The sequence below is a fragment of the Bacillus sp. FG16 genome, from assembly GCF_057809515.1.
Genome location: NZ_JBMDKC010000001.1, coordinates 18,843 through 40,739 on the forward strand (window position 1 = coordinate 18,843; position 21,897 = coordinate 40,739).

The 21,897-nt window shown below is 35.8% G+C and carries 35 protein-coding genes; 21 read left to right on the forward strand and 14 right to left on the reverse strand.

Annotated features, from left to right (window positions below):
* The first annotated feature begins 52 nt into the window (after nucleotides 1-52).
* From ACODS7_RS00140 to ACODS7_RS00170, 7 genes are all read left to right on the forward strand, one after another.
* A complete protein-coding gene (locus ACODS7_RS00140) occupies nucleotides 53-244 on the forward strand; it encodes a hypothetical protein (protein ID WP_000535933.1) in 192 nt (63 codons plus the stop codon).
* 118 nt (nucleotides 245-362) lie between these two features.
* Nucleotides 363-737, forward strand: coding sequence for a GntR family transcriptional regulator (locus ACODS7_RS00145; RefSeq protein ID WP_002111795.1), 375 nt, complete (start codon nucleotides 363-365; stop codon nucleotides 735-737).
* Between the two features lie 3 nt (nucleotides 738-740).
* Entirely contained in the window at nucleotides 741-1,613 is an 873-nt protein-coding gene (locus tag ACODS7_RS00150; RefSeq protein ID WP_098211700.1) for an ABC transporter ATP-binding protein, read from the forward strand.
* Nucleotides 1,594-2,262, forward strand: a complete 669-nt coding sequence (locus tag ACODS7_RS00155) for an ABC-2 transporter permease (RefSeq protein ID WP_098629385.1) — start codon at nucleotides 1,594-1,596, stop codon at nucleotides 2,260-2,262. Before ACODS7_RS00150 ends, ACODS7_RS00155 begins: the two co-directional genes overlap by 20 nt.
* A gap of 33 nt (nucleotides 2,263-2,295) precedes the next feature.
* Complete coding sequence (locus ACODS7_RS00160) at nucleotides 2,296-2,919, forward strand: ABC-2 transporter permease (protein ID WP_098629386.1); 624 nt, start codon at nucleotides 2,296-2,298, stop codon at nucleotides 2,917-2,919.
* A gap of 17 nt (nucleotides 2,920-2,936) precedes the next feature.
* Nucleotides 2,937-3,530, forward strand: a complete 594-nt coding sequence (locus tag ACODS7_RS00165; protein ID WP_098629387.1) for an ABC-2 transporter permease — start codon at nucleotides 2,937-2,939, stop codon at nucleotides 3,528-3,530.
* Between the two features lie 248 nt (nucleotides 3,531-3,778).
* Complete coding sequence (locus ACODS7_RS00170) at nucleotides 3,779-3,964, forward strand: hypothetical protein (RefSeq protein WP_042969072.1); 186 nt, start codon at nucleotides 3,779-3,781, stop codon at nucleotides 3,962-3,964.
* A gap of 16 nt (nucleotides 3,965-3,980) precedes the next feature.
* Here the strand turns inward: ACODS7_RS00170 and ACODS7_RS00175 are convergent, their stop codons facing one another.
* The 5 genes from ACODS7_RS00175 to ACODS7_RS00195 all read right to left on the reverse strand — a co-directional run bounded on the left by ACODS7_RS00175 (nucleotide 3,981) and on the right by ACODS7_RS00195 (nucleotide 6,629).
* The gene (locus ACODS7_RS00175; RefSeq protein WP_016080305.1) at nucleotides 3,981-4,238 is read right to left on the reverse strand and encodes a DUF3975 family protein; all 258 of its coding nucleotides are present in this window, start codon (nucleotides 4,236-4,238) and stop codon (nucleotides 3,981-3,983) included.
* 15 nt (nucleotides 4,239-4,253) lie between these two features.
* A complete protein-coding gene (locus ACODS7_RS00180; RefSeq protein WP_016080306.1) occupies nucleotides 4,254-4,568 on the reverse strand; it encodes a DMT family transporter in 315 nt (104 codons plus the stop codon).
* Nucleotide 4,569: 1 nt separating this feature from the next.
* Complete coding sequence (locus tag ACODS7_RS00185) at nucleotides 4,570-4,902, reverse strand: DMT family transporter (protein WP_000312344.1); 333 nt, start codon at nucleotides 4,900-4,902, stop codon at nucleotides 4,570-4,572.
* A 71-nt stretch (nucleotides 4,903-4,973) separates the two neighbouring features.
* Nucleotides 4,974-5,555: a TetR/AcrR family transcriptional regulator gene (locus tag ACODS7_RS00190; protein WP_002005730.1), complete on the reverse strand. Its 582-nt coding sequence runs from the start codon at nucleotides 5,553-5,555 to the stop codon at nucleotides 4,974-4,976.
* A gap of 96 nt (nucleotides 5,556-5,651) precedes the next feature.
* Nucleotides 5,652-6,629 carry a LacI family DNA-binding transcriptional regulator gene (locus ACODS7_RS00195; protein ID WP_050844511.1) on the reverse strand — a complete coding sequence of 326 codons (978 nt, stop codon included), beginning with the start codon at nucleotides 6,627-6,629 and terminating at the stop codon, nucleotides 5,652-5,654.
* 314 nt (nucleotides 6,630-6,943) lie between these two features.
* On the opposite strand from ACODS7_RS00195, the gene ACODS7_RS00200 reads away from it, so the two are divergent.
* On the forward strand, nucleotides 6,944-7,480 hold the full coding sequence (locus ACODS7_RS00200) for a DNA polymerase III subunit delta (RefSeq protein WP_142333805.1): 537 nt from the start codon (nucleotides 6,944-6,946) through the stop codon (nucleotides 7,478-7,480).
* 40 nt (nucleotides 7,481-7,520) lie between these two features.
* Here the strand turns inward: ACODS7_RS00200 and ACODS7_RS00205 are convergent, their stop codons facing one another.
* Nucleotides 7,521-7,904 (reverse strand): rhodanese-like domain-containing protein, encoded by a 384-nt coding sequence (locus tag ACODS7_RS00205; RefSeq protein WP_000108654.1) that lies wholly within the window; start codon nucleotides 7,902-7,904, stop codon nucleotides 7,521-7,523.
* A gap of 170 nt (nucleotides 7,905-8,074) precedes the next feature.
* Between ACODS7_RS00205 and ACODS7_RS00210 the strand changes: the two genes are divergently transcribed.
* On the forward strand, nucleotides 8,075-8,911 hold the full coding sequence (locus tag ACODS7_RS00210) for a lipoate--protein ligase family protein (protein ID WP_243168080.1): 837 nt from the start codon (nucleotides 8,075-8,077) through the stop codon (nucleotides 8,909-8,911).
* 28 nt (nucleotides 8,912-8,939) lie between these two features.
* Here ACODS7_RS00210 and ACODS7_RS00215 read toward each other — a convergent pair whose 3' ends face one another.
* The 4 genes from ACODS7_RS00215 to ACODS7_RS00230 form a co-directional block, all read right to left on the reverse strand.
* Nucleotides 8,940-9,782 carry a hypothetical protein gene (locus tag ACODS7_RS00215; protein WP_043935934.1) on the reverse strand — a complete coding sequence of 281 codons (843 nt, stop codon included), beginning with the start codon at nucleotides 9,780-9,782 and terminating at the stop codon, nucleotides 8,940-8,942.
* A gap of 200 nt (nucleotides 9,783-9,982) precedes the next feature.
* Nucleotides 9,983-10,654, reverse strand: a complete 672-nt coding sequence (locus ACODS7_RS00220) for a DUF1129 domain-containing protein (protein ID WP_098629409.1) — start codon at nucleotides 10,652-10,654, stop codon at nucleotides 9,983-9,985.
* A 7-nt stretch (nucleotides 10,655-10,661) separates the two neighbouring features.
* A complete protein-coding gene (locus tag ACODS7_RS00225) occupies nucleotides 10,662-11,348 on the reverse strand; it encodes a DUF1129 family protein (protein WP_098629390.1) in 687 nt (228 codons plus the stop codon).
* A gap of 6 nt (nucleotides 11,349-11,354) precedes the next feature.
* Nucleotides 11,355-11,672 carry a PadR family transcriptional regulator gene (locus tag ACODS7_RS00230; protein ID WP_061677431.1) on the reverse strand — a complete coding sequence of 106 codons (318 nt, stop codon included), beginning with the start codon at nucleotides 11,670-11,672 and terminating at the stop codon, nucleotides 11,355-11,357.
* Between the two features lie 156 nt (nucleotides 11,673-11,828).
* Between ACODS7_RS00230 and splB the strand changes: the two genes are divergently transcribed.
* The 3 genes from splB (at nucleotide 11,829) to ACODS7_RS00245 (ending at nucleotide 14,144) form a co-directional block, all read left to right on the forward strand.
* Nucleotides 11,829-12,854 carry a spore photoproduct lyase gene (gene splB / locus ACODS7_RS00235; protein WP_098629391.1) on the forward strand — a complete coding sequence of 342 codons (1,026 nt, stop codon included), beginning with the start codon at nucleotides 11,829-11,831 and terminating at the stop codon, nucleotides 12,852-12,854.
* 144 nt (nucleotides 12,855-12,998) lie between these two features.
* Nucleotides 12,999-13,427, forward strand: a complete 429-nt coding sequence (gene mntR, locus ACODS7_RS00240; protein WP_001143080.1) for a transcriptional regulator MntR — start codon at nucleotides 12,999-13,001, stop codon at nucleotides 13,425-13,427.
* Between the two features lie 54 nt (nucleotides 13,428-13,481).
* Nucleotides 13,482-14,144, forward strand: a complete 663-nt coding sequence (locus tag ACODS7_RS00245) for an HAD family hydrolase (protein ID WP_029443288.1) — start codon at nucleotides 13,482-13,484, stop codon at nucleotides 14,142-14,144.
* Here the strand turns inward: ACODS7_RS00245 and ACODS7_RS00250 are convergent.
* Together ACODS7_RS00250 and ACODS7_RS00255 are read right to left on the reverse strand one after the other, a co-directional pair.
* On the reverse strand, nucleotides 14,141-14,542 hold the full coding sequence (locus ACODS7_RS00250; RefSeq protein ID WP_016080312.1) for an SA1362 family protein: 402 nt from the start codon (nucleotides 14,540-14,542) through the stop codon (nucleotides 14,141-14,143). The two genes, ACODS7_RS00245 and ACODS7_RS00250, sit on opposite strands and share 4 nt — an antisense overlap.
* A gap of 79 nt (nucleotides 14,543-14,621) precedes the next feature.
* Complete coding sequence (locus tag ACODS7_RS00255) at nucleotides 14,622-15,542, reverse strand: DUF1385 domain-containing protein (protein WP_000807121.1); 921 nt, start codon at nucleotides 15,540-15,542, stop codon at nucleotides 14,622-14,624.
* Nucleotides 15,543-15,786: 244 nt separating this feature from the next.
* On the opposite strand from ACODS7_RS00255, the gene ACODS7_RS00260 reads away from it, so the two are divergent.
* From ACODS7_RS00260 to efp, 4 genes are read left to right on the forward strand one after another with little or no spacing between them, the layout of a single operon-like run.
* Entirely contained in the window at nucleotides 15,787-16,275 is a 489-nt protein-coding gene (locus tag ACODS7_RS00260; RefSeq protein WP_016080314.1) for a YqhR family membrane protein, read from the forward strand.
* Nucleotides 16,276-16,327: 52 nt separating this feature from the next.
* Complete coding sequence (gene aroQ, locus ACODS7_RS00265; RefSeq protein ID WP_000735140.1) at nucleotides 16,328-16,768, forward strand: type II 3-dehydroquinate dehydratase; 441 nt, start codon at nucleotides 16,328-16,330, stop codon at nucleotides 16,766-16,768.
* A gap of 4 nt (nucleotides 16,769-16,772) precedes the next feature.
* Nucleotides 16,773-17,834, forward strand: coding sequence for a Xaa-Pro dipeptidase (gene pepQ / locus ACODS7_RS00270; protein WP_000411057.1), 1,062 nt, complete (start codon nucleotides 16,773-16,775; stop codon nucleotides 17,832-17,834).
* Nucleotides 17,835-17,855: 21 nt separating this feature from the next.
* Entirely contained in the window at nucleotides 17,856-18,413 is a 558-nt protein-coding gene (efp, locus tag ACODS7_RS00275) for an elongation factor P (protein ID WP_048563839.1), read from the forward strand.
* A 35-nt stretch (nucleotides 18,414-18,448) separates the two neighbouring features.
* Here the strand turns inward: efp and ACODS7_RS00280 are convergent, their stop codons facing one another.
* Nucleotides 18,449-18,769, reverse strand: a complete 321-nt coding sequence (locus tag ACODS7_RS00280) for a hypothetical protein (protein ID WP_043935930.1) — start codon at nucleotides 18,767-18,769, stop codon at nucleotides 18,449-18,451.
* Nucleotides 18,750-19,328 (reverse strand): GNAT family N-acetyltransferase, encoded by a 579-nt coding sequence (locus ACODS7_RS00285; protein ID WP_098629392.1) that lies wholly within the window; start codon nucleotides 19,326-19,328, stop codon nucleotides 18,750-18,752. The genes ACODS7_RS00280 and ACODS7_RS00285 overlap by 20 nt, the downstream gene beginning before the upstream one ends.
* 191 nt (nucleotides 19,329-19,519) lie before the next feature.
* Here ACODS7_RS00285 and ACODS7_RS00290 point away from each other — a divergent pair, with 191 nt between their 5' ends.
* The 5 genes from ACODS7_RS00290 to spoIIIAD are packed head-to-tail and all read left to right on the forward strand — an operon-like array spanning nucleotide 19,520 to nucleotide 21,889.
* Nucleotides 19,520-19,801: a YqhV family protein gene (locus ACODS7_RS00290; protein WP_000816050.1), complete on the forward strand. Its 282-nt coding sequence runs from the start codon at nucleotides 19,520-19,522 to the stop codon at nucleotides 19,799-19,801.
* Nucleotides 19,802-19,828: 27 nt separating this feature from the next.
* Complete coding sequence (spoIIIAA, locus tag ACODS7_RS00295; protein ID WP_016080318.1) at nucleotides 19,829-20,755, forward strand: stage III sporulation protein AA; 927 nt, start codon at nucleotides 19,829-19,831, stop codon at nucleotides 20,753-20,755.
* The gene (spoIIIAB, locus tag ACODS7_RS00300; RefSeq protein WP_016080319.1) at nucleotides 20,749-21,264 is read left to right on the forward strand and encodes a stage III sporulation protein SpoIIIAB; all 516 of its coding nucleotides are present in this window, start codon (nucleotides 20,749-20,751) and stop codon (nucleotides 21,262-21,264) included. The genes spoIIIAA and spoIIIAB overlap by 7 nt, the downstream gene beginning before the upstream one ends.
* Nucleotides 21,265-21,278: 14 nt before the next feature.
* Complete coding sequence (gene spoIIIAC, locus ACODS7_RS00305; RefSeq protein ID WP_000020914.1) at nucleotides 21,279-21,482, forward strand: stage III sporulation protein AC; 204 nt, start codon at nucleotides 21,279-21,281, stop codon at nucleotides 21,480-21,482.
* A gap of 23 nt (nucleotides 21,483-21,505) precedes the next feature.
* Nucleotides 21,506-21,889 carry a stage III sporulation protein AD gene (gene spoIIIAD / locus ACODS7_RS00310; RefSeq protein ID WP_077393170.1) on the forward strand — a complete coding sequence of 128 codons (384 nt, stop codon included), beginning with the start codon at nucleotides 21,506-21,508 and terminating at the stop codon, nucleotides 21,887-21,889.
* The last annotated feature ends 8 nt before the right edge of the window (nucleotides 21,890-21,897 follow it).

A 21,897-nucleotide genomic window follows, 5' to 3' on the forward strand; every position in this document is an offset into this window, starting at 1 on the left:
TATTCGATAAAATAAACTGTTGAATGGTGAAGTGAGAAGAGAGGAGTTTATCATGGGTAGTACAAGACACTTTTATATGTTTATCTTAGCGTTTGTTCTTGTTGTGGCATTAACGATTTACTTAATCGTTGACAGCAGCTGGTACAACACGGTTCATCCGGCATTCCTTCTGTTTATGTATATAGGAATTGCAGTAGTAAGTTTCGGAATGAGAGATGAGATGTTAGATCGCTTTGAAAAGTGATACATATACGAAAGACCAACAGGAAAATGTTGGTCTTTTTTTCTTGCCAAAAATAGGATGCTGTGTATATACTGTATATATAAGATATACACAGTATATACACACACTGGAGGAAAACATGAATATTATTATTTCGAATTCTTCCCAAGACCCTATTTATGTGCAAATAAGAAAACAATTAAGCCAGCTTATTTTAAATGGCGGTTTAAAGGGTGGAGATCAATTACCGTCTATTCGTAGCTTAGCGAAGGAATTACAAATTAGTGTCATTACAACGAAGCGTGCATACGAGGAGCTTGAAAAAGAAGGATATATAGAAACTGTTGCTGGGAAGGGGACTTATGTTTCACGTAAAAATAATGAACTATTAAAAGAACAAAGGCTTCGCCTATTGGAAAGTAAAGCGGAAGAGATTGTGAATGAAAGTAAAGTGTTGCAGCTTTCACTTGAAGAATTGCAGCAGATGATTGCGTGTTTATATAAGGGGGAATAAGAGATGTTAGAGCTAAAAAATGTTTGTAAAAGTTATCAAGATTTTGCAGTGAAAAATATAAGTTTTGCATTACCACGAGGATATATTATGGGGTTTGTCGGACCAAATGGTGCTGGGAAAAGTACAACGATCAAAATGATTATGAATTTAATTAGAAAAGATAGCGGCGATATAAAAATTTTTGGCAAAGACAATAAGAAAGCCGAAAAGGACATAAAACAAAATATTGGTTTTGTATATGATGAAAATCATTATTACGAAGATTTAACGTGTGAACAAATGAAACGTATTATTGCACCGTTATATAAAAAGTGGGACGAAAATCAATACCAATCGTATATGCAAAGATTGCAAGTTCCAAAGTATAAAAAAATTAAAGAGCTATCTAAAGGGATGAAAATGAAGTTTGCGATTGCCATCGCACTTTCACATCATGCAGAGTTTATCATTATGGATGAGCCGACAGCAGGATTAGATCCAGTTGTCCGAAGTGAATTACTTGATATGTTGCAAGAAATTGTAATGGAAGATGAAGTATCTGTATTATTCTCAACCCACATTACAACGGATTTAGAACGTATTGCAGATTATATTACGTTTATCAACGATGGAGAAATTATATTTACTGGTGAAAAAGATGAATTAATGGAGAACTACGTAATCGTAAAGGGAAGCAATGATTTATTAGATCGAGAAGGAAAAGAACTATTTGTTGGATTACGAAAAAATAAATTCGGTTTCGAAGGTTTAGCGAAGGATAAACAAGCAATTATCGATTGGTTTGGAAATGAGGTTGTAATAGAAAAGCCTACATTAGACGATATCATCGTTTACACTGCGAAAGGGAGAGGTGCTTATGCGTCAGCTCGTATATAAAGATTTATTCTTTTTTCGGGGGATATGGCCAGTGTATCTTATTATACCCTTTATATTCTTTTTATTTGAAAACGGTGATGGAATGCTTTTTCCTATGAGTTGTTTATTTATAACTCTTTCCGCAGTTATGATATTGGTCGCAATAGATGAACGAAATACAAGTGAAATTATTATGAATAGTTTACCGTTAAGCAGAAAGGATATCATAATTGCTAGATATATTTCCTGTGCAATATTCATTGTAGGTGGCATGATTTCTACTATGCTAGTTGTTTTTCTTATAAGAGGTATCGCTGTTATTGGTGATATCGGTGCATACTATCCTAAGCTTTATATTGAGATTTCATGGTATGAAGTAATAAATGGAATTGTTTATGCCGTATTTTGGATGGTCACTTTTTTTCCTATTTACTATGTTACAAAATCGAAGGCGGTAATAAGTATAATAGCAGCAGCTTCAATAATAGTTGGGGGGATACTTTGGATATTTATTAGTGATGGGCTGAATGAAACAACACCTTCATTCATGGAGTGGATTATAAATCCTATGCATATTGGTGTATTTATAGTTGGATTCATTATATTAGTTAGTACTTATATCGCTTCTATGTTTCTTACAATTAGAATTTATGAAGCGCGTGATTTGTAGAAGAGGCTCTTTTCATACTAGGAGGTGTAATACATGATCAAGCAACTAGTTTTAAAAGATATGATGTTGCAAAGAAAGTTAGGATTTATTAGTTTTATATGTTTGCTTTTCTTTACAATTATTGATTTCGGTAGCGACAATGTTCTTATGACGCTTAGTATAACTATACCTCTCCTTGGAACAATATGGTCGACGAGTTATGAGGCTAGAAATAAGAGTGAAAAGATATTAAATAGTTTACCACTTCAACGTAAGGAAATTGTCATAGCCAAATACATATTTGTAAGTATTTTAGTTGTTTTAGGTGTGGTTTTCTCACTTTTAGTTGGTCTAATTCAATTGCAAAATGAACATATAAATGGATTTATGCTGTGGGGAGCGATTCTTGGCGGAATAACGGGAGGATTGGTTTATAGCATGATCGTACTTCCAATTGAATTTTCGTTAGAATATAGCGGTTCGAAACAGGCCGCTTATTTTATGGGAGGCATAGTTGGTGGACTATGTGGAGTGATTGTAAATAACATATGGTTAGATGTAGAGAATGCTTGGAGCACGAGTTTAGTCGTAAATGTTTGTTTTATAGCTGGGCTGCTTCTTTTATATATTATGTCTATGTTACTCTCAATTAATTTGTATAGTGAGCGTGATTTGTAATAGGGAGGAGAATAGCTTTGAAACAACTAATCTTAAAAGATTGCATCGTTCAATGGAAATTCTTAATGTGGTACATACTCTATCCCATTCTCTTTTATATGGCCTTAAAAGATACAGGAAATGTATTCGTAATTATGTCGGTCATTTTTACAGTTATGGCGACGATAAAAACGTTTGAAGCGGATGGTAAAAATGAGAGTGAAATAATAGTAAATAGTTTACCGATAGTGAAAAAAGAAATTGTATTTGCAAAATATGTCGTATCGATTATTATTCTTTTTATAAGTGTATCAATTGGTTGTTTTACGATGGGGATAAAGAATGGAACTAATATATTTGAATTTATTGAAACAACGGTGTTTACTAGTATTAGCTTTATTTTAGTGTATTTAAGTTTTGTTCTACCGATATCGTTTTGGCTAGGATATAAAAAAACTATTTTTATTACGATAGTCATATTCATGGCACCGATTGTTATTGTAGAAACTTTGTTTCAAATCAACCTAGAACAAATTCAACTATATAACAGCATGTTATTCGTTAGTTCAATATGTATGTTCATAGCATCTATCTTCGTTTCAGTAAAAATATATGAAAAAAGAGAATTTTAAAAGGTGCCTTAAAAAAGGCACCTTCTTCAATAACGACAATACGAGAGCAGTAGTTTATAAAAAGAAACGCTATTTGGTACATCTTTCGGAGTATGTAATATAAAGCTGAAAACGATGATGAGAATAAGAAATAGGAAAAATAAAAATAGGATTTGCTTATGTATAGAATTTTGCATATTATTCACTCCTTTTTTAGGTAGTATGTCCAAAAGAAAGGAGTGTATGAAAAATTTTAGGAGGGGAGAATGATGAACAAAAGAAAATGGTTATATAGAATAGGGGTACTTTTCGTTTCAATCGGTCTCATATTAGCAAATTTTTATTCAGACATACCATCACCGTTTCCTAATTTGCATAAAGGAATTGGTATAAGTATTGTCATAGTTGGTCTTCTTTGTCTTATTGCATCTAACTTTTATAGAAAATCTGAATGAATACGAAAAAGGACAGTTACTCTTTTTCAGAAGTACTGTCCTTTTTAAATAACTTATTCCATAGCTTGGCGATACTCCATATAATGACGATTGCAATGGAGGCAATAATGGACCAAACGATTGATATAATTTCAAGTGTCATGTTAGGAAGGAATGTGAGAATGGATACTACTTTATGAAACAACCATTCTATTATATGAAAACTTATTTGCAATAGAATGACAATCCCGAGTGTAATCCATGCTAACATTTGCTTCCCTTTTTCTTTCCACATGACATTCACCTCACGTTAGCTTAATAGTTTTAAGCCAACAGCGCCGCATAAAATGCAGCTTAAGAAAGCAAGACGACGCCAATCCGCTGATTCACGGAAAATAAGAATACCAAGAAGTGCACTACCGGCAGTTCCGATTCCAGTCCAAATCGCGTAAGCAGTTCCCATCGGTAACGTGTCCATCGCAAGAGATAAGAAAAAGAAACTTACTGCGAAGTTAGCGATTAAAATAACTTTTGGTGCCCAGCCTTTCTTTTCAGTGGCTACTTTCATAAAGAGTACACCAATAATTTCACAAATACCAGCTAGAATTAAAAATACCCAAGCCATTTTATGCGGCCTCCTTCGCTTCTTTTTCTTCTGTTACTCGTTTTAAACCAATTACTCCGAAGAAGATTAAACCAATTAATAATACTTTTACAATAGAGAAAGGTTCTCCGAAGACGAAAATCTCTGTCAGAACGATTCCGCCAGCCCCAATTCCTGTGAAGACTGCGTATACAGTGCCGACAGGTAAATCTTTATAAGCTCTAAATAATAAGACGAAACTAATTGTAATTAATAGCGCAACACCAGCCCATTCAAGTGGTGCCTCTGCTTTTTTTAGTCCAATCACCCAAAAGATTTCAATAATACCAGCGATGATTACATAAATCCATGCCATATGTCATTTCTCCTTCCTACCAGTCGTTAGGTAAAGGGCTTAAAAACGACGCATTGCAAAGGAGCAATCCGTCAGTTTGAAAGTCCGCGCCAAAATACTTTCCAAGAAGCGTCTAAACGTGTCTCAAAACGATTTAAACCTGCGTATAGTAGTTCAACCATAAGACCGTCGAGTAAGCATAGAAAAGCCTCTAAGGCGTCTTTTACTTCAATGTTATGCAACTCATCTTGTTCGCTTGCTCTTTTAAATACAGGGAATAAAAGTTTTCCGACGTTTTCAATGTGTACATTTGCTTTATTAATAATTTGTTCGCGAAATGCATCAGGCGGAAAATAAGAAGTTCGTAACCAAAACATTGATTCTTCACTTTCACCAAAGCGTTTTGCATAGCCTTTTAATAATTTTAAAAGCAATTCTTCAGTGGACGAATTGGAAAAGCTTTCGATATCGCCTGTGAAGCTCTGCAAATCTTTTTGAAGAGCAGATTCTAAGCATATGAAATATAGCTCTTCTTTTCCTTTAAAGTGTGCGTAAATCGATGGTTTTTTAATCCCAACTTCTTGAGCAATATTTGCCAATGAAGTTCCTTCATAGCCGTAGCGTGCGAAATGAGAAAGTGCTACAGCTTTAATGCGGTTTGCTGTCATTTTCATCCCCTACCTACCGTTCGTTAGGTTAATTATATGAGATGGAAAATATAATGTCAATAGGTGAAGAGCTGAAAAAGAGCGTTATAGGTAACGCTCTTTTTAGACAGTCTCTCGCTCAATTAAATGGAATGAAAGTTCTTTTGCACTGCCGACAATTTGCTCGCTTTGGATCTGCTTATGGAATAAAGAAAAAGCATGTGAGCCCATTGCGAGACCGGGATGTTCAATTGTGGAAATTTCTAATGCCTTTGAAATTTCATGATTATCAAATCCAAGGATAGCAAGGTCTTCAGGTACTCGAATGCCATGTTTTCGAGCCTCTGTTAATAAACCAGCTGCAACTTGATCGTTCGCTGTGAAAATAGCAGTTGGACGATTTTTCATATTTAAAATACGATGGAGTATTTGTGCTCCGTCCTGCATTGTATAGCATTGGTGAAAAATCCATTCAGGATGCAACGTTTTCCCTTCGTTACGAAGTGTATCGGCGAATGCTTTTTCACGCTCCATGGAATTTACACTTGTTTTTCTCGCTAAACAAATTCCGATTTTTTCATGGCCTTTACTTAGTAAATAGGCAGTACCGAGACGGAAGCCTTCATAATGATCTACGTAGATGGATGAAATGAGGGGATGGTTCATTTTTTCACATGAAATAATAGGGGCAAATTTTGCGAAAGGTTCGATTTGTTCCCAAGAGCTCGTTCTGGAGCAAATAATCATCCCATCAAATTGTTTCATTTTCATCATTTCAAGAACACGAATCTCTTCAAGGTTATCGTAATTTGTTTGGCATAAATTAATATGATACCCAGCTAATAATGCTTCGTTACCGATTCCTTCAATAATGGTACTGAAGTAGGGGAGGTTAATGAAAGGAAGCATAACGCCAATTGTATATGTTTTCCCTCTTATTAAATGGACAGCATTTATATTTTTTGCGTAGTTTAATTCTTCAACAGCATCTAGAACACGCTTACGCTTTTCTTCTTTTACGTAAGGGTGATTATTCAGGACACGAGAAACAGTTGATATCGATACACCAGCAGTTTTAGCAATTTGTTTTATATTGGCCATATGTATCACCTCTTTCCCTTATTATAAAGGGAAAATAATAAGAAAGAAAAAATCTTGACCTGAAAAGCTTTTCACAAACTATGGTATTAATAAGACTTCTTTTTATTCGCGTAACCTTTTCACTTGGGCGTAAGAATGATAGGGGTCTTTTTTGTTTGCAAAAAGTGTTGTCAAAATGTGTGAGAATAACGTGGAAAGTTTTCAAAGGTGGAGTTTAATGACAAAGCGAATATGAAGAGCATATCAACGCTTCGTTCGTTAAGAGAGCGGTATGAAAGGGCGGAAACAAATTGAAAAAAAGAATCATTTGTTTCGTGTTTTCTAGTTTTGTACTTAGTTCGTGTTCGTTTCAGCAAACGATGCAAGAAGAAAAACACTTTGTGGGAACAACAGGAGGAGCTATGGATCGTGTTACGGATCCTATTCCGCTAAAGGAACTTCCAAAATATTTTCCGGTGAAGTTTAAAGTTCCAACGTTTTTACCGTACGACATTACAAGTGATGTGAAGGGTGAAGTAAGAACGCTTGGGAAAAAGAACGCTGTCTTAACGATTAAATATAAACAGCAGGAGCCAGGTCGAAATGAGTATATTGAGTTAAATGTCGCGAACTTTCCTTATAGTTTTCCGGATCTCGTGGAAGAGAAGCGATTTCAAGAACAAATGAAACTGAATAATAGAACGTCTGCTTATTTTAAAAATAAAGATGATTATGAACGTGGTGACGAATTTGCTACGCTTATATGGAAAGAGAAAGGAATTGAATATCAGCTATTGTATCGGAATGTAGAAGAGAACGATAAAGAAACGATTAAGCAGAATTTATTATACATTGCGAACAAGATGAAATGAAAAAACTAGCCGATTTATTCAGCTAGTTTTTTGTATGTTATTATTTCTTTTTAATTTTGCCTGTCCAAGATTTAAATCCACCTTGTAATTGGTAGAAATCTTTGTAGCCTTGTTTTTTTAAGTATTGCGCTGCACGACCTGTACGGAATCCGCTTTGGCAATATAAGTAAACAGGTTGATCTTGACGAAGTTCTTTATGGCGAAGGCGAATTTGTGATAACGGAATGTTACGTGCACCTAAAATGTGCCCTGCGTTATATTCGTCTGTTTCACGAATATCGATAAGCTGTGCTTTACGGTAGCCAGCGCGAAATTCTTCTTCTGTAAGAGTTTTAATTAATTTTTTCTGATAGAAGTACATCCATACAGTGTAGCCGATAAATGCTACGATTACGGCTAATAAAATAATCCAAGTTGTTGACACGATTCTATCGCTCCCTTTTTTCTTATCCTACTTTCAATATTATAATGCCCATATGTATTTATGCAACAGATTCATTTGCATATAAGAAGAAATTTCGTATTCTTTCACAAATTTTGTCGAATTTGGTAGACTAGAGAATGTGAAAAATAATTGGTTATATGAGGTGCAGGATGGGAAAAGAAAAATGGTGTTATATTAACTCTGGTCAATGTTCACCGGCATTTAATATGGCGTTAGATGAATGTTTGTTAAGTTGGCAAAGTGAAAAGAAAATGCCGCCAACAATTCGTTTTTATGAATGGGAAGTACCAACATTAACAGTTGGATATTTTCAACGTGTTGAGAAAGATATTAATATGGATGTAGTTAACGAAAAGAAATATGGATTCGTTCGTCGTCAAACAGGCGGCAGGGGTGTACTACATGACAAAGAGTTAACGTATAGTGTTATTGTGTCTGAAGATCATCCGAATATGCCAAAAACAGTTACAGAAGCGTATCGTGTTATTTCGCAAGGCTTATTAGATGGTTTTAAGGCATTAGGGTTAGAAGCATATTATGCAGTTCCAAAAACAGAAGCAGATCGTGAAAATTTGAAAAATCCACGTTCAGGTGTATGTTTTGATGCACCATCTTGGTATGAAATTGTAGTGGAAGGAAGAAAAATTGCTGGTAGTGCTCAAACACGTCAAAAAGGTGTTATTTTACAGCATGGATCGATTCCATTAGAAATTGATTTAGATGAACTATATGATCTATTTTTATTCCCAAATGAACGTGTGAAGGAACGTATGAAGAGTATGTTCTCTTCTAAAGCAGTAGTAATTAATGAATTAACAGACCGTACATTTACGATAGAACAGTTAATTAAAGCGTTTGAAATTGGGTTTGAAAAAGGATTGGATGTAGAACTTGTTCCATATGAATTAACAGAAGAACAGTTACATGAAGTTCAAACGTTAGCGAAAGAAAAGTATGAAAGTAATGAGTGGAATTATAAAAAATAAGAGATGGCAATTGCCACCTCTTATTTTTTTATAGTAAATTAAGTACTTTTTCTACTTTGATTCCTTTATCTTGTAAAGAACGAAGACGACTTACAACGTCCATAATTTCTTTATCAAATGTAACGCTAATACCTTGGCTTTGTAGTTCTTCTTTTAAGCTTTCAATAGAATCATCTATGTCGATGCCAAGCTCGTAATCTTGACAAACTTCAATTGTCTTTTTCACGAGTTTAACATAATTTTCTTGTAGTTTTGAATTTGTTTCAGTCAAAGCAGGCTGCTTCGGTTTTGCAGGAGCAACCGGTGCTGTCTCTTGCTTTGTAACTGGAGTAGGGACTACTTTTTTCACAGGTGCTGGAGTAGTTAGTTCTACAGCCGCTTCTACGCTTACTGGCTTCGGTGTCGGTACCGGAGTAGGTTTAGGTGCCATAGCAGGTGTTTCCACACGCGTAACAGGCTTAGGAGCAGGTGTAATTGCTTTTGGAGCTTCTACAACTACTTCTTTTTTCGGTGCTGCTTCTACCTGTGTTTCTTCTTGCTCGGCAGCTTCTTTATTTTCTTTACTCCACATAACGCGTTCAATTTCTAGAGAAACATTGTTTTTGTTCATCGCTGTTAATGTAACTTTACCAACTTCAGCGTTTCCAGTGAAATCAACAATTTTATAAATAACACTCTTGTTCCAATCCACGTTTCCGCTCAAAAATAATTCTTCGTTACATTTCGGCGTTAAGCCCTCGATTTTAATTTCTGCGTTTACACCGTTTTCACTATATACCATAATTAGCGAAGCATTTACATCTTCGTCTGCTAACATTAGTTCACGTACCATTTTGCCGGTGCGTACTTGCGTTTTCTTCTTAACTGACATCTAATTTCTCCTCTCAAAAATTCAGTAATAATAAAAAAATCGTATAACGAAAAATAATTGCTCACGAAGATTTATGATACCGATAATAAAAGCATCACGTCAACAATTAACTTTAATTATTTTGCATTTTTCTTATTTTCTTTATGAAATTTTTCAATTTGTAAAATTAGACAGAAGAAAAACAGCCTTTTGAAAGGCTGTTAAAAATTTGATTTTTTATATAGTAATTTATATAAAATAAAAAATAAGATAGCAATTAAGGCGTTTTGCCAAAATGTTAAATGATAAATGAGATAAGGTTGCTTCTTAAAATAAACATGTAAAAATACAGATGCGCAAAATGGGATAGCGAACGTAAATCCAAATAGAATTCTTCTTTTCCAAGTCGTTTTTTGATCAAAGGAGTAACGCTTTAAAAAATACAAAATAAGCAGTATCCCTAGAATAATGAGTGAAACAGACAAAATAGTTCCAGGGACACTAAAAGCTGGGGTGAAGTGTTCCGTACTCTTTCCAAAAGTTAAAATGAAAAATGAAACAATTGCATCGATTCCAAACTGTATAGCAAGAAGCAAACTAATAGCAAAACCGATTAGAGAAGTTTTTTCTAACTTTGTTTGGGTAGGTAAAGCTGATATAAGTTCATCACAATAAGACTGTAAATCATCTCGAAAGATGTCATAAGCATTTTTATTTTCAGCTTGTGCTTCGATGAGATGATCTAATATTTCTAGTAACAGTTCCTCCATTTGTTGCTCGGGTACGTTTGATATTCGAAGATATACTAACATATCACCATAAGCAACTTCGTTTTCAGGTGTTAATAACTTTCTTTTTTCATTGTTCAACTTAGCCATTTCTTTTTCAGTCATCATATCGTCACTCCTTTTGAAAGGCTAAATATTCTTTTTTGAAGAAGATTTTGTATAGTGCATAGCAAGAGATGGCTAGTAAAGCACCGATCCAAGGTGAGATTTGTAATGTAGTATAGGGCTGTTTAATAAATAAAAATGAAATACCGATTAATAGTATCCATAGGCTATGGCGTATTAAAAATCCTCCAATATGCCTCCAAACAGTTGTTTTATTTTTAAATAAATCAGTGTTAATAAAATCGAAAACAAAACGTATCATAAGATGTACGGACAAGATAAATGCGAACAGATAAATGAAATCAATGTGTACAAATTTAAAACGTGCTTCATTTGAAAATAAGGGAAATACCAATGCAATTACGGAAGAAATAGCAAAATATATTGCTAACAGGTAACTAGTTATAAATAAAGGAATCGATAATTGTTCCCGTAAACTTTGTTTCGGTAGGGCAGCAATTAGTTCATCACAGTATGCCTGTAAGTCGTCGCCAAAAATATCATAAGCACTTTTTTCTTCTTGCTGGGCTTCAATAAGGTGATCGAGAATTTCAATTAGCAGTTCTTCCGCGTGGTATTCTGGTACTTTAGCTAAGCGAATGTATATTAACATGTCACTATAGGCGGTTTCATTTTCTGTAGTTAATAATTTACGCTTTTCGTTATTTAGTTCGATTAAATCTTTCGCCTTCATTCCCTATCACTCCCCTTGTAATAAGTTGTTTACGGTTGTTGAAACCATTCCCCAGCTTTGTTTAAATTCTTCAAGCTGTTCTAATCCTTTTTCGGTTACGTGATAATATTTACGTTTTGGACCGAGTGAGGAGGCTTTTAATGTTCCTTCAATCAATTTTTCTTTTTGCATACGTAACAATAACGGATATATGCTTCCTTCGCTTACGAATGTAAATCCGTGTTTATTTAATTTTGTACTCAGTTCATATCCGTACACTTCTTCTTGTGAAATGATGTATAGGATGCAACCTTCGAGCACACCTTTTAACATTTGGCTGTGCATGATTTCACCACCTTTTATTCAGGTAACTTGCCTTGCAAGGTAGCTGGTATCCAAATTATAACATTCAGTAACTTGCAACGCAAGTTACTGATGTGGAAAACTTTAATGCGTGTTAATTTTTAAACGTTTCCCATACTAACGAGAGGAGGGAAGCGTATGAAACCATTTATGCCAAAACTCGTTTACTTTGAACCGAAGGCACTTGAATATCCACTTGGAAAAGAGCTGTATGAGAAGTTTACGAAGATGGGACTAGAGATTCGTGAAACGACATCTCATAATCAAATTAGAAATTTGCCAGGTGAAAATGATTTGCAAAAGTATCGTAATGCAAAGGCAACGCTTGTCGTTGGGGTGAGGAAGACATTAAAGTTTGATACGTCAAAACCGTCAGCTGAATATGCAATCCCGCTCGCAACAGGGTGTATGGGGCATTGTCATTATTGTTATTTGCAAACGACACTTGGGAGTAAGCCTTACGTTCGCGTGTATGTGAATCTCGATGAAATATTTGAGAAGGCAAAGCAATATATGGATGAAAGAGAACCTGAAATAACAAGATTTGAAGCGGCGTGTACATCAGACATTGTTGGGATTGATCATTTAACACATGCATTAAAGCGGGCGATTGAATTCATTGGAGAAAGTGAATATGGGCGTTTACGTTTCGTTACGAAATATTCGCATGTTGATCATTTATTAGATGCAAAGCATAATGGGAAAACTCGTTTCAGGTTTAGTATAAATTCACGATATGTAATTAAAAATTTTGAACCAGGGACATCGCCGTTTGAAGAGCGAATTGAGGCGGCTCGTAAAGTAGCAGGTGCAGGTTATCCACTTGGTTTTATAGTTGCACCACTTTATATGCATGAGGGATGGGAAGAAGGATACCGCGAATTATTTGAACGACTGTACAATGCGCTGAAAGATATGACGATACCAAATTTAACGTTTGAATTAATTCAGCATCGTTTTACGAAACCAGCAAAAAAGGTTATTCAAGAGCGTTATCCAAATACGAAGCTTGAAATGGATGAAGAGAAGCGAAAGTATAAATGGGGACGATATGGAATTGGGAAATATGTATATAAAAAAGATGATGCAGAAGTATTGGAAGAAACGATTCGAGGATATATTCATCACTTTTTTCCTGAAGCAGAAATTCAATATTTTACATGAAAGGAACTTGTATTTGAATGCAGGTTCTTTTCACTTTTGCAGATTTAGGCTCGTTTCCACCTTGTCACGTTATTCTTTCTGGTGTATCATTTTATTGATTGCTTCGTACGGAATAAGCAAAATGAAATTGGATGGAGGAAACCGATGCCTACCCCTAGTATGGAAGATTATATTGAACAAATTTATTTGTTGATTGATGAAAAGGGTTATGCCCGTGTATCTGATATTGCTGAAGCGCTTAGTGTACATCCATCCTCTGTAACAAAAATGGTACAAAAATTAGACAAAGACGAATATCTAATTTATGAAAAATATAGAGGGCTTGTATTAACATCAAAAGGTAAAAAAATCGGGGAACGTCTCGTATATCGACATGAATTGTTAGAACAGTTTATGCGCATTATCGGTGTGGATGAAAGCAAAATTTATAATGATGTAGAAGGAATTGAACATCATTTAAGTTGGGAATCAATTGACCGTATCGGTGATTTAGTACAATACTTTGAACAAGATGAGGTTCGAGTGGAAACACTTCGTGGTGTTCAAAAAGCAAATGAAGAGAAAAGTAATTAAGGGGAACGGATGGCGTTTCCTTTTTTATTTCAATTCGAAAAGGATGGGAGAATTATGAAAGCAATTATTTTTGATTTTGATGGATTAATTGTGGACACAGAAACGATATGGTTTCACTCTTTCAGAGATGCTGTTCGTGAATACGGCGGAGAGCTACCTTTAGAGGAATTTGCGAAATGCATTGGAACAACAGATGAGGTGCTTTTTGCATATTTAAATGATCAATTAAAAGAGAAGTTTAACAAAAGTGTATTAAAAGAAAAAGTGGCAACTTTACATAAAGAGAAAATGAAAATACCAGAAGCGCGTGACGGGGTAAAAGAATATTTAGAAGAAGCGAAAGAAATGGGATTGAAAATCGCACTAGCTTCTAGTTCATCTAGAGAATGGGTTATTCATTTTTTAGAAGAGCTACAGATTCGAGAATATTTTGAAGTAATTAAAACGAGGGAAGATGTTGAGAAGGTAAAACCAGATCCAGCTCTTTATCGAGTTGCAATAGAAGAGTTAGGAATTAAGCCGTCTGAAGCTGTTGTATTTGAAGATTCATTAAATGGATTGAGAGCAGCAGTTGCAGCGGGATTAATGTGCGTTGTTGTACCTAATGATGTGACACGGAATTTACCATTTGAAAATCATCATCTTCGAATTGAAAGTATGAGAGAGAAAAGTTTAAAAGAAGTGCTTCAAAGTATAAAAAAAGACCGTATTTCCTAAAAGGAAGCACGGTCTTTCTTTTTGCTTTTTTTGCCTTCAATGACAGTTAAATGAGACTGTTTTCTTTTTCGTTTCAAAGTGGAAGAATCCCCTTTTTTACTTTTGTCATTAGAAGTATTTGACTTAAAGAAAGAATTGCCTAGGGGTGCTACATTTTGTTTCCCATGTTTGCGGTTCGATTGTTTTGCCGCACGCTTATATGAGCTTTGCGAATTTGCAGAACCACTGGAATTTGTAAACATCTTGTATAGCAAATAAAAGATACCGACAACAAGTAACATGTACCCGATATTTCTTAATACACCCATGGGATTTGTAATAACAGATGAAACAAGGCCGAATATTGCCAATCCGATAATAAGCACAAATATAGCGAAAGTAAACGAACGACCATTCATAAGGAACACCTCCTAAAAACATATATTGAAATTAGTATATTAACGATGAGGAAAGGAGTTGAACACCATTTTTAAATAATTATTGTTTGTTCTCTAAACGTAATAATTCTTCAAACGATGCAATTGCTACTTCCACTTGATCATCTGTTGGTTCTTTCGTTGTTAATAGTTGTAGCCATAATCCAGGATATCCAAGTACGCGTAATACGGGAATATCTCGTAATCGATTTGTAAATTGCAATACTTCGAAAGAAATACCAAGTACAACTGGAATTAATAAAATTCTGTTTATAACTCGTGCCCAAAGAGGATCTGTAGGGACGAGGAAATAAACGAACATTCCAATAATGACTGTAAATATAATAAAGCTACTGCCGCATCTATAATGGAGACGAGTTTGCTTTTGAACGTTTTCTACAGTCAGAGGAAGGTTATTCTCGTAAGCATTGATTACCTTATGCTCCGCACCGTGATACTGAAATACCCGCTTAATAAGTGGGGTTAAAGAAATAAAGTATATATAGCTCAATAATAGCATGAGCTTAATGACACTTTCGACAATGATTTGCCCGGTATGAGATGGGAAAATCGGTCTCGTTAATTCAGCTAATAGTGCAGGAACTGCTGTGAAGATGACTTTACCGAATATGAAAGATAAAACGCCAACCGCTGCAACTCCTAATACCATCGTTAATTTTGATTGTTCTTCTTTTTTATTTGCAATTTGTTCATCATCTTCTGGGTGGACGTCAAATCGTTCTGAAGCGAAGTTTAAATGCTTTGCTCCATTCGCACTTGCATCCACAATAGCGGCAATCCCTCGTAAAAATGGAATTTTTTTCAGCGTAGATAATACTTTATTACGAACGCGTGGTAATCGATAAAATTCAATCGATTTATCTTTACGACGAACCGCTGTAACAGTATATTCTCTACCGCCAAACATAACTCCTTCTATGACCGCTTGCCCGCCATATATTTGTTTTGACTCTTCTGCCATGTTAACACCAACCTGTATTTGTTTCTCTCTTATGTAGAAAAAGAGGCAATTGTCATACTGGGTTCTGTCGTTTTGAAATAAGACAATCACCGAGTTTCCTTTATTTTATCGGCAAATACAAGTAGATGACAAGGGAAAATGTTATGAGAGTCGGACATTTCTTATTCTTTTTATAGACAAATTTCGCAGGATTTAAACATGCTTCAAAATAGTTTCGGGCATACTATTGAGTGGAGGTGTCGATGTGAGTCAAGAACAATTAGGAACAAGGAATTTTGTGCAGATTGGTTTGTTTGGTGGAATCTTTTGGGGCGGGATATGGTATTTCCTTCATATATTTTCATTTACGGAGGCGGGACCGAATTATTTCCTTTTACCATTTGCGTTTGGAAGTTGGAAAGAAGGTGTATGGGGCAATGTGTCAGGAATAGTGTGTATGGGACTTCTTTCAATTTTGATTGCCTTTTTGTATAAAGCATTTTTTGCGAAGTTTGAAGGGGTTATTCCGGGAATTATTTATGGGCTATTTTGGTGGGCATTGCTGTTTTTTGGGATGGGTTTAATGGCCCCTGTTATTAAAAGTGCGCTCCATTTACCAAAAGAGACAATTGTGACGACAATATGTATTTTTATATTGTATGGTGTGTTTATAGCATATTCTGTTTCTTACGCAGTAAATAGCAATAAAGTAGAACAAGAAGGACAAGAGAAGACGAACTATTCAAATAAGTAACTCCTATGTTAAAATATTGTATAGATATTTAATATTAAGGAGTTTTAAGAATATGAAAAAGTTACTCCTCGTAAACGGTCCTAACCTAAATCGCCTCGGTGTTCGTGAGGTAAATGTATATGGAAAGGGCACGCTAGCGACACTTGAAGCAGATATGAAGCAAGAAGCAGAAACAATGGGAGTGGAGTTAGAATGTTTCCAATCGAATCATGAAGGTGCCATTATCGACATTATTCATGAAGCGGAAGATATATATGAAGGGATCATTTTAAATCCAGGAGCATTTACGCATTATAGCTATGCGATTCGTGATGCCATTGCGAGCATTTCGATTCCTGTTATTGAAGTACATATTTCTAACATTCATCAGCGTGAATCGTTCCGTCACGAATCTGTGACGGCAGCTGTTTGTGCAGGACAAATTGTTGGATTTGGTTTTTATGGCTATAAGTTAGCGTTATTTGCATTAATGGAGAAATTGAGGGAGGCATAAAGTAATGGAGAAAATTGAAAGATTACGAAGTGCATTTGGTGAGGCTGGCATTGACGGTATTTTGTTAACAAATGAACATAGTCGTAGATATATGGCTAACTTCACAGGAACAGCAGGTGTAGTTCTTATTTCAAAAGATCGTGCGCAATTTATTACAGATTTCCGTTACGTCGAGCAGGCAAGTAAACAAGCGGTTGGATATGAGATTGTACAGCACGCAGGATTAATCATTGATGAAGTGGCAAAGCAAGTGAAAGAGCTTGGAATTCAAAAGCTTGGTTTTGAGCAAGATACTCTTACATATAGTTCTTATTCAGCGCATAAGGAAGCGATTGATGCTGAATTTATCCCAACTTCTGGACTTGTAGAAAAGTTACGCTTGATAAAGACTGATTCAGAGATTAAGATATTAAAGGAAGCTGCACAGATTGCAGATGCTGCCTTTGAGCATATTCTATCATTCATTCGCCCGGGAGTATCTGAAATTGAAGTGTCAAATGAACTTGAATTTTTCATGAGAAAACAAGGAGCAACATCTTCTTCGTTTGATATTATCGTTGCTTCAGGTCTTCGTTCGGCATTACCGCACGGCGTGGCATCTGAAAAAGTGATAGAAACAGGAGATTTCGTTACATTAGACTTCGGCGCTTATTACAAAGGATATTGCTCTGATATTACTCGTACGATTGCAGTCGGTGAACCATCTGATAAATTAAAAGAAATTTATAATATCGTTTTAGAAGCACAACTACGTGGTGTGAACGGTATTAAAGCTGGTTTAACAGGTCGCGAGGCTGATGCGCTAACGCGTGATTACATAACGGAAAAAGGATATGGTGAATACTTTGGACACTCTACTGGTCATGGAATAGGTCTTGAAATCCATGAAGCGCCAGGTTTAGCGTTCCGTTCTGATACAGTACTTGAACCCGGTATGGCTGTAACAGTAGAACCAGGTATTTATATTCCAGGTATTGGCGGCGTACGTATTGAAGATGATATCATTGTGACAAGTGAAGGTAATGAAGTAATTACGAAATCACCAAAAGAACTTATTATTTTGTAATACACAGGAGGATTTTTTTACATGATTTCAGTAAACGATTTTCGTACAGGTTTAACAATTTCAGTGGACAATGCCCTTTGGCAAGTACTTGATTTCCAACACGTAAAGCCAGGTAAAGGTGCTGCATTCGTTCGTTCTAAACTACGTAATATTCGCACAGGATCTGTTCAGGAGAAAACATTCCGTGCAGGTGAGAAAGTAGAAAAAGCACACATCGAAAACCGTCGTATGCAATACTTATACGCAAGTGGTGAGGCTCACGTATTTATGGATAACGGAACTTATGAGCAAATCGAGCTTGGTGAAAAACAAATCGAGCGCGAGCTTAAATTCCTAAAAGAAAACATGGAAGTAGCAATCATGACTTACCAAGGCGAAGTACTTGGTGTTGAACTTCCGAATACAGTTGAATTAAAAGTGTCAGAAACAGAGCCTGGTATTAAAGGTGATACTGCTTCTAACGTAACAAAACCAGCTACATTAGAAACTGGTCTTGTTGTACAAGTACCAATCTTCATTAACGAAGGCGAAATGCTTATCATCAACACTGGTGAAGGTAAATACGTTTCTCGTGCATAGTAGAAAAGCACTCGTGATAATCACGAGTGCTTTTTTTATAGGAAATAGGGTAGATAGTAAATAGTGGTTATAATAAAACTTACTAAAACAAGTGAAAGAGTAGCCATAATAGATGGAGTCAAAACAATTTGAAATGGTTTTATTTCGCCAGTCTCAACGCCAGTTAATGTTTTACTTATTGCGTGATCTGTAATGTTATTTCTATGGTTACTCATAATAATTAACCACATAATTGCAAATATCCCTAAACTACCAAGGAAAAAGGTCTCTATAAATGACCAACCGACCAACAATGAAAAAAGATAAATAAGAGCTAATTCTACTACAACGGTTAAACTAATTTTCAATGCCTTCATATTTTTCCTCCTCACTCTGTAATTCCAACCAGTTTAAAAAATTTTCACGTGACACGACATGCAGAGAGCAAGTTGACTTTACTTCTTTCTCTAGTGCAGCGTGTTCGTCTGGAAACTTGTTTTCCACATGCAATGAAATATAAGGTAGTTTTTCTTGTGCTTTTAACGAGCGGATATTATTCGTTTTAGCACCAGCAAATACGTAGGAAAGTTGTAAGTCTAAAAAAGCGATTTTAAAGATTTCTTTTTTAGCAGCCTCGTTATAGCCTTTTCCCCAGTACGGATAGCCGAGCCAACTACCAATGTGAGATTGCTTCTTCTCATTATTAATATGTTTAAGTGTGGTGAGGCCAATTATTTCATTCTCTTCATTCACAATCATTCTCGATAATGATTTCTTTTGATGTTCTTCTTCTATTGCGAAAAGAAGAAATGTTTTCGTGTCTTCGATGTTTTCTACCGTTAGCCCTAATGCATTTTTTATATGTGGATCACTTGATAGCTCGAAAATCACATTTGTATAGCATAAATCTAGTGGTAATAAAGTGACGTGCTGCATGGCTTATACCCCTTTTAAACTAAATATACCATAATATACCATAAAATAATATGAATATTCAGATTAAAATGCAGACTTTAGAGAAAAGTTATGTTTTTGCTTCTGAAATAGACAACCTCTGCATATGGTTGTACAAATATATTCTTTTTTAGAATATGAAGTTAGTAACTGTTACGGGAGAAGGTGGAAGAATGAAACAGTGGCTAGCGGCAATGGAAACATCCGTGCTTGTTATGGGAGCACTTCGATTATTTTCAGGTAGTGCGGAGATATTTGCTGCTTTGCTTATGCTTTATGTGAATGATGCGAAGAAAGCGTTGTTTATAAATGGTATGTTAGCGTTTGTTGGACCTACCGTATTAATTTTAACAATGACAATTGGGATAGCGAGTGTAGCAAGTGAAATTTCTTTCTTGAAGCTCTTTTTTCTAGCGCTTGGAATTTGCTGTATTTTTATCGCATTACTGAAATAGTAAGTCGAGTATAGTGGGGAGAAGCCGATGAAAGAGGTATTAGAAGTTTTACCAAAAACGATGAAGTACTTAATTGAAGAATGTAAGCAATACGATGCTTTAGAGGAAATTCGTGTTCGAATTGGAAGACCGCTAGAGTGTATTGCACATGGAAAGGTATTTTTTTATGACTATATCACTACTGCAGAGGATGCTATTTACTTATTGAATAAGTTAAGTCAATTCTCAATTTATACGATGGAAGAGGAATTAAAACGTGGGTATGTGACGCTTCGCGGGGGGCATAGAATCGGGTTAGCGGGAAAAGTCATTACAGAAAAAAGCGCAGTGAAAATGATTCGTGATGTCTCTTCCTTTAATATTCGTATCGCTCGTCAAAAAATAGGAATTGCTGAACCGCTTTTGCCATATTTGTATGAAACAAGATGGTTAAACACGATGGTAATTGGCCCTCCACAAACGGGAAAAACGACACTTTTAAGAGATGTGGCACGCTGCATGAGTCAAGGGGTAAGTGCTTCGGAAATTCCTTCCTGTAAAGTGGGGATTGTTGATGAACGATCAGAAATTGCTGGCTGTGTGAAAGGAATCCCGCAATATGATTTTGGCACACGAGTCGATGTGTTAGACGCATGTCCAAAGGCTGAAGGAATGATGATGATGATTCGTTCTATGAGTCCTGATATTTTGATCGTAGATGAAATTGGCCGTAAAGAAGATAGTGAAGCAATTATGGAAGCGGTGCATGCAGGTGTTCAGCTTTTTATAAGTGCACACGGATTTTCCTATGAAGATGTTGTAAAGCGGCCATCACTAAAAGCGGTGCTGGAACTTGGCGTGTTTGACAGGTTTGTGGAATTGTCAAAAGCGAGAGGTCCAGGAACGGTAATGCAAGTGAAAGATAGAGCTGGAAAACCAGTACTACCTCATAAAAAGGCGCAAGGCGTATGGTGAAAATATTTGGTGCGGTATTAATAGTTGCTGTCAGCACCTTTTTCGGATTTTCATACGCTAAAAGGTACAGTGAGAGACCGCGGCAACTTAGGTTATTAAAGGCGGCATTACAATCATTAGAAGCAGAAATTATGTATGGACACACACCTTTATCTGAAGCTGCCGAGCGATTAGTGAAACAAATGCCGAAGCCATTAAATTGGATATTTCAAAGTTTCGCTAAAAAACTAGAAAGTGGAGAACAAACAGTAAGAGAAGCGTGGATAGATAGTTTGAAAGAGAACTGGAAGTTAACCGCATTTCAACAAACTGAGTATGAAATACTGCAGCAATTTGGTGAAACGCTCGGGCAACATGATCGTGAATCACAACAAAAACATATTCGCTTATGTATTACACATTTGGAGAGAGAAGAAGGAGAAGCGAAAGCATTACAACTGCAATACGAAAAAATGATCAAGAGCTTAGGGGTACTAGCAGGGCTACTTATTGTAATTTTACTGCTATAGGGGGGAGAAAGGCGATGTCCATTGATGTTGGATTAATATTTCAAATCGCCGGAATCGGCATTGTTTTAGCTTTCATTCATACTGTACTAAAAGAATTAAAGCGGGAGGATATTGCAAATTGGGTTATCCTTGTCGGTTTTGTCGTCATTTTATTTCATGTTGCATTTTTAATTAATACGCTATTTGACAAGATTAAAAGTGTCTTTCTCTTCCAGTAAAGGAGGCGGTTCGAATCGAAATTATACAAATTGTCGGATTAGGCCTCGTTGCTACGTTTTTAGCTGCTGTTTTGAATCAGCATAAATCTAGTATTACATCTTTATTTATTGTGTTCGTAGGTAGCGTGATGTTTCTTATTTTAATCGATCAAATTCATTCTATTTTACAAATGATTGAGAGAGTAGCAAGTGAAGCGAAAGTTAGTAACGTCTACGTGGAAACGTTACTAAAGATTATTGGAATTGCTTATATTGCTGAGTTTGGAGCCCAAATTACAAAAGATGCTGGTCAAGGTGCCATCGCTTCGAAAATTGAACTTGCTGGGAAAATCTTAATTCTCGTTATGGCGATTCCTATTTTGACGGTTGTAATTGAAACTATTCTCGGATTTTTACCGACGGGATAAGGGGGAGT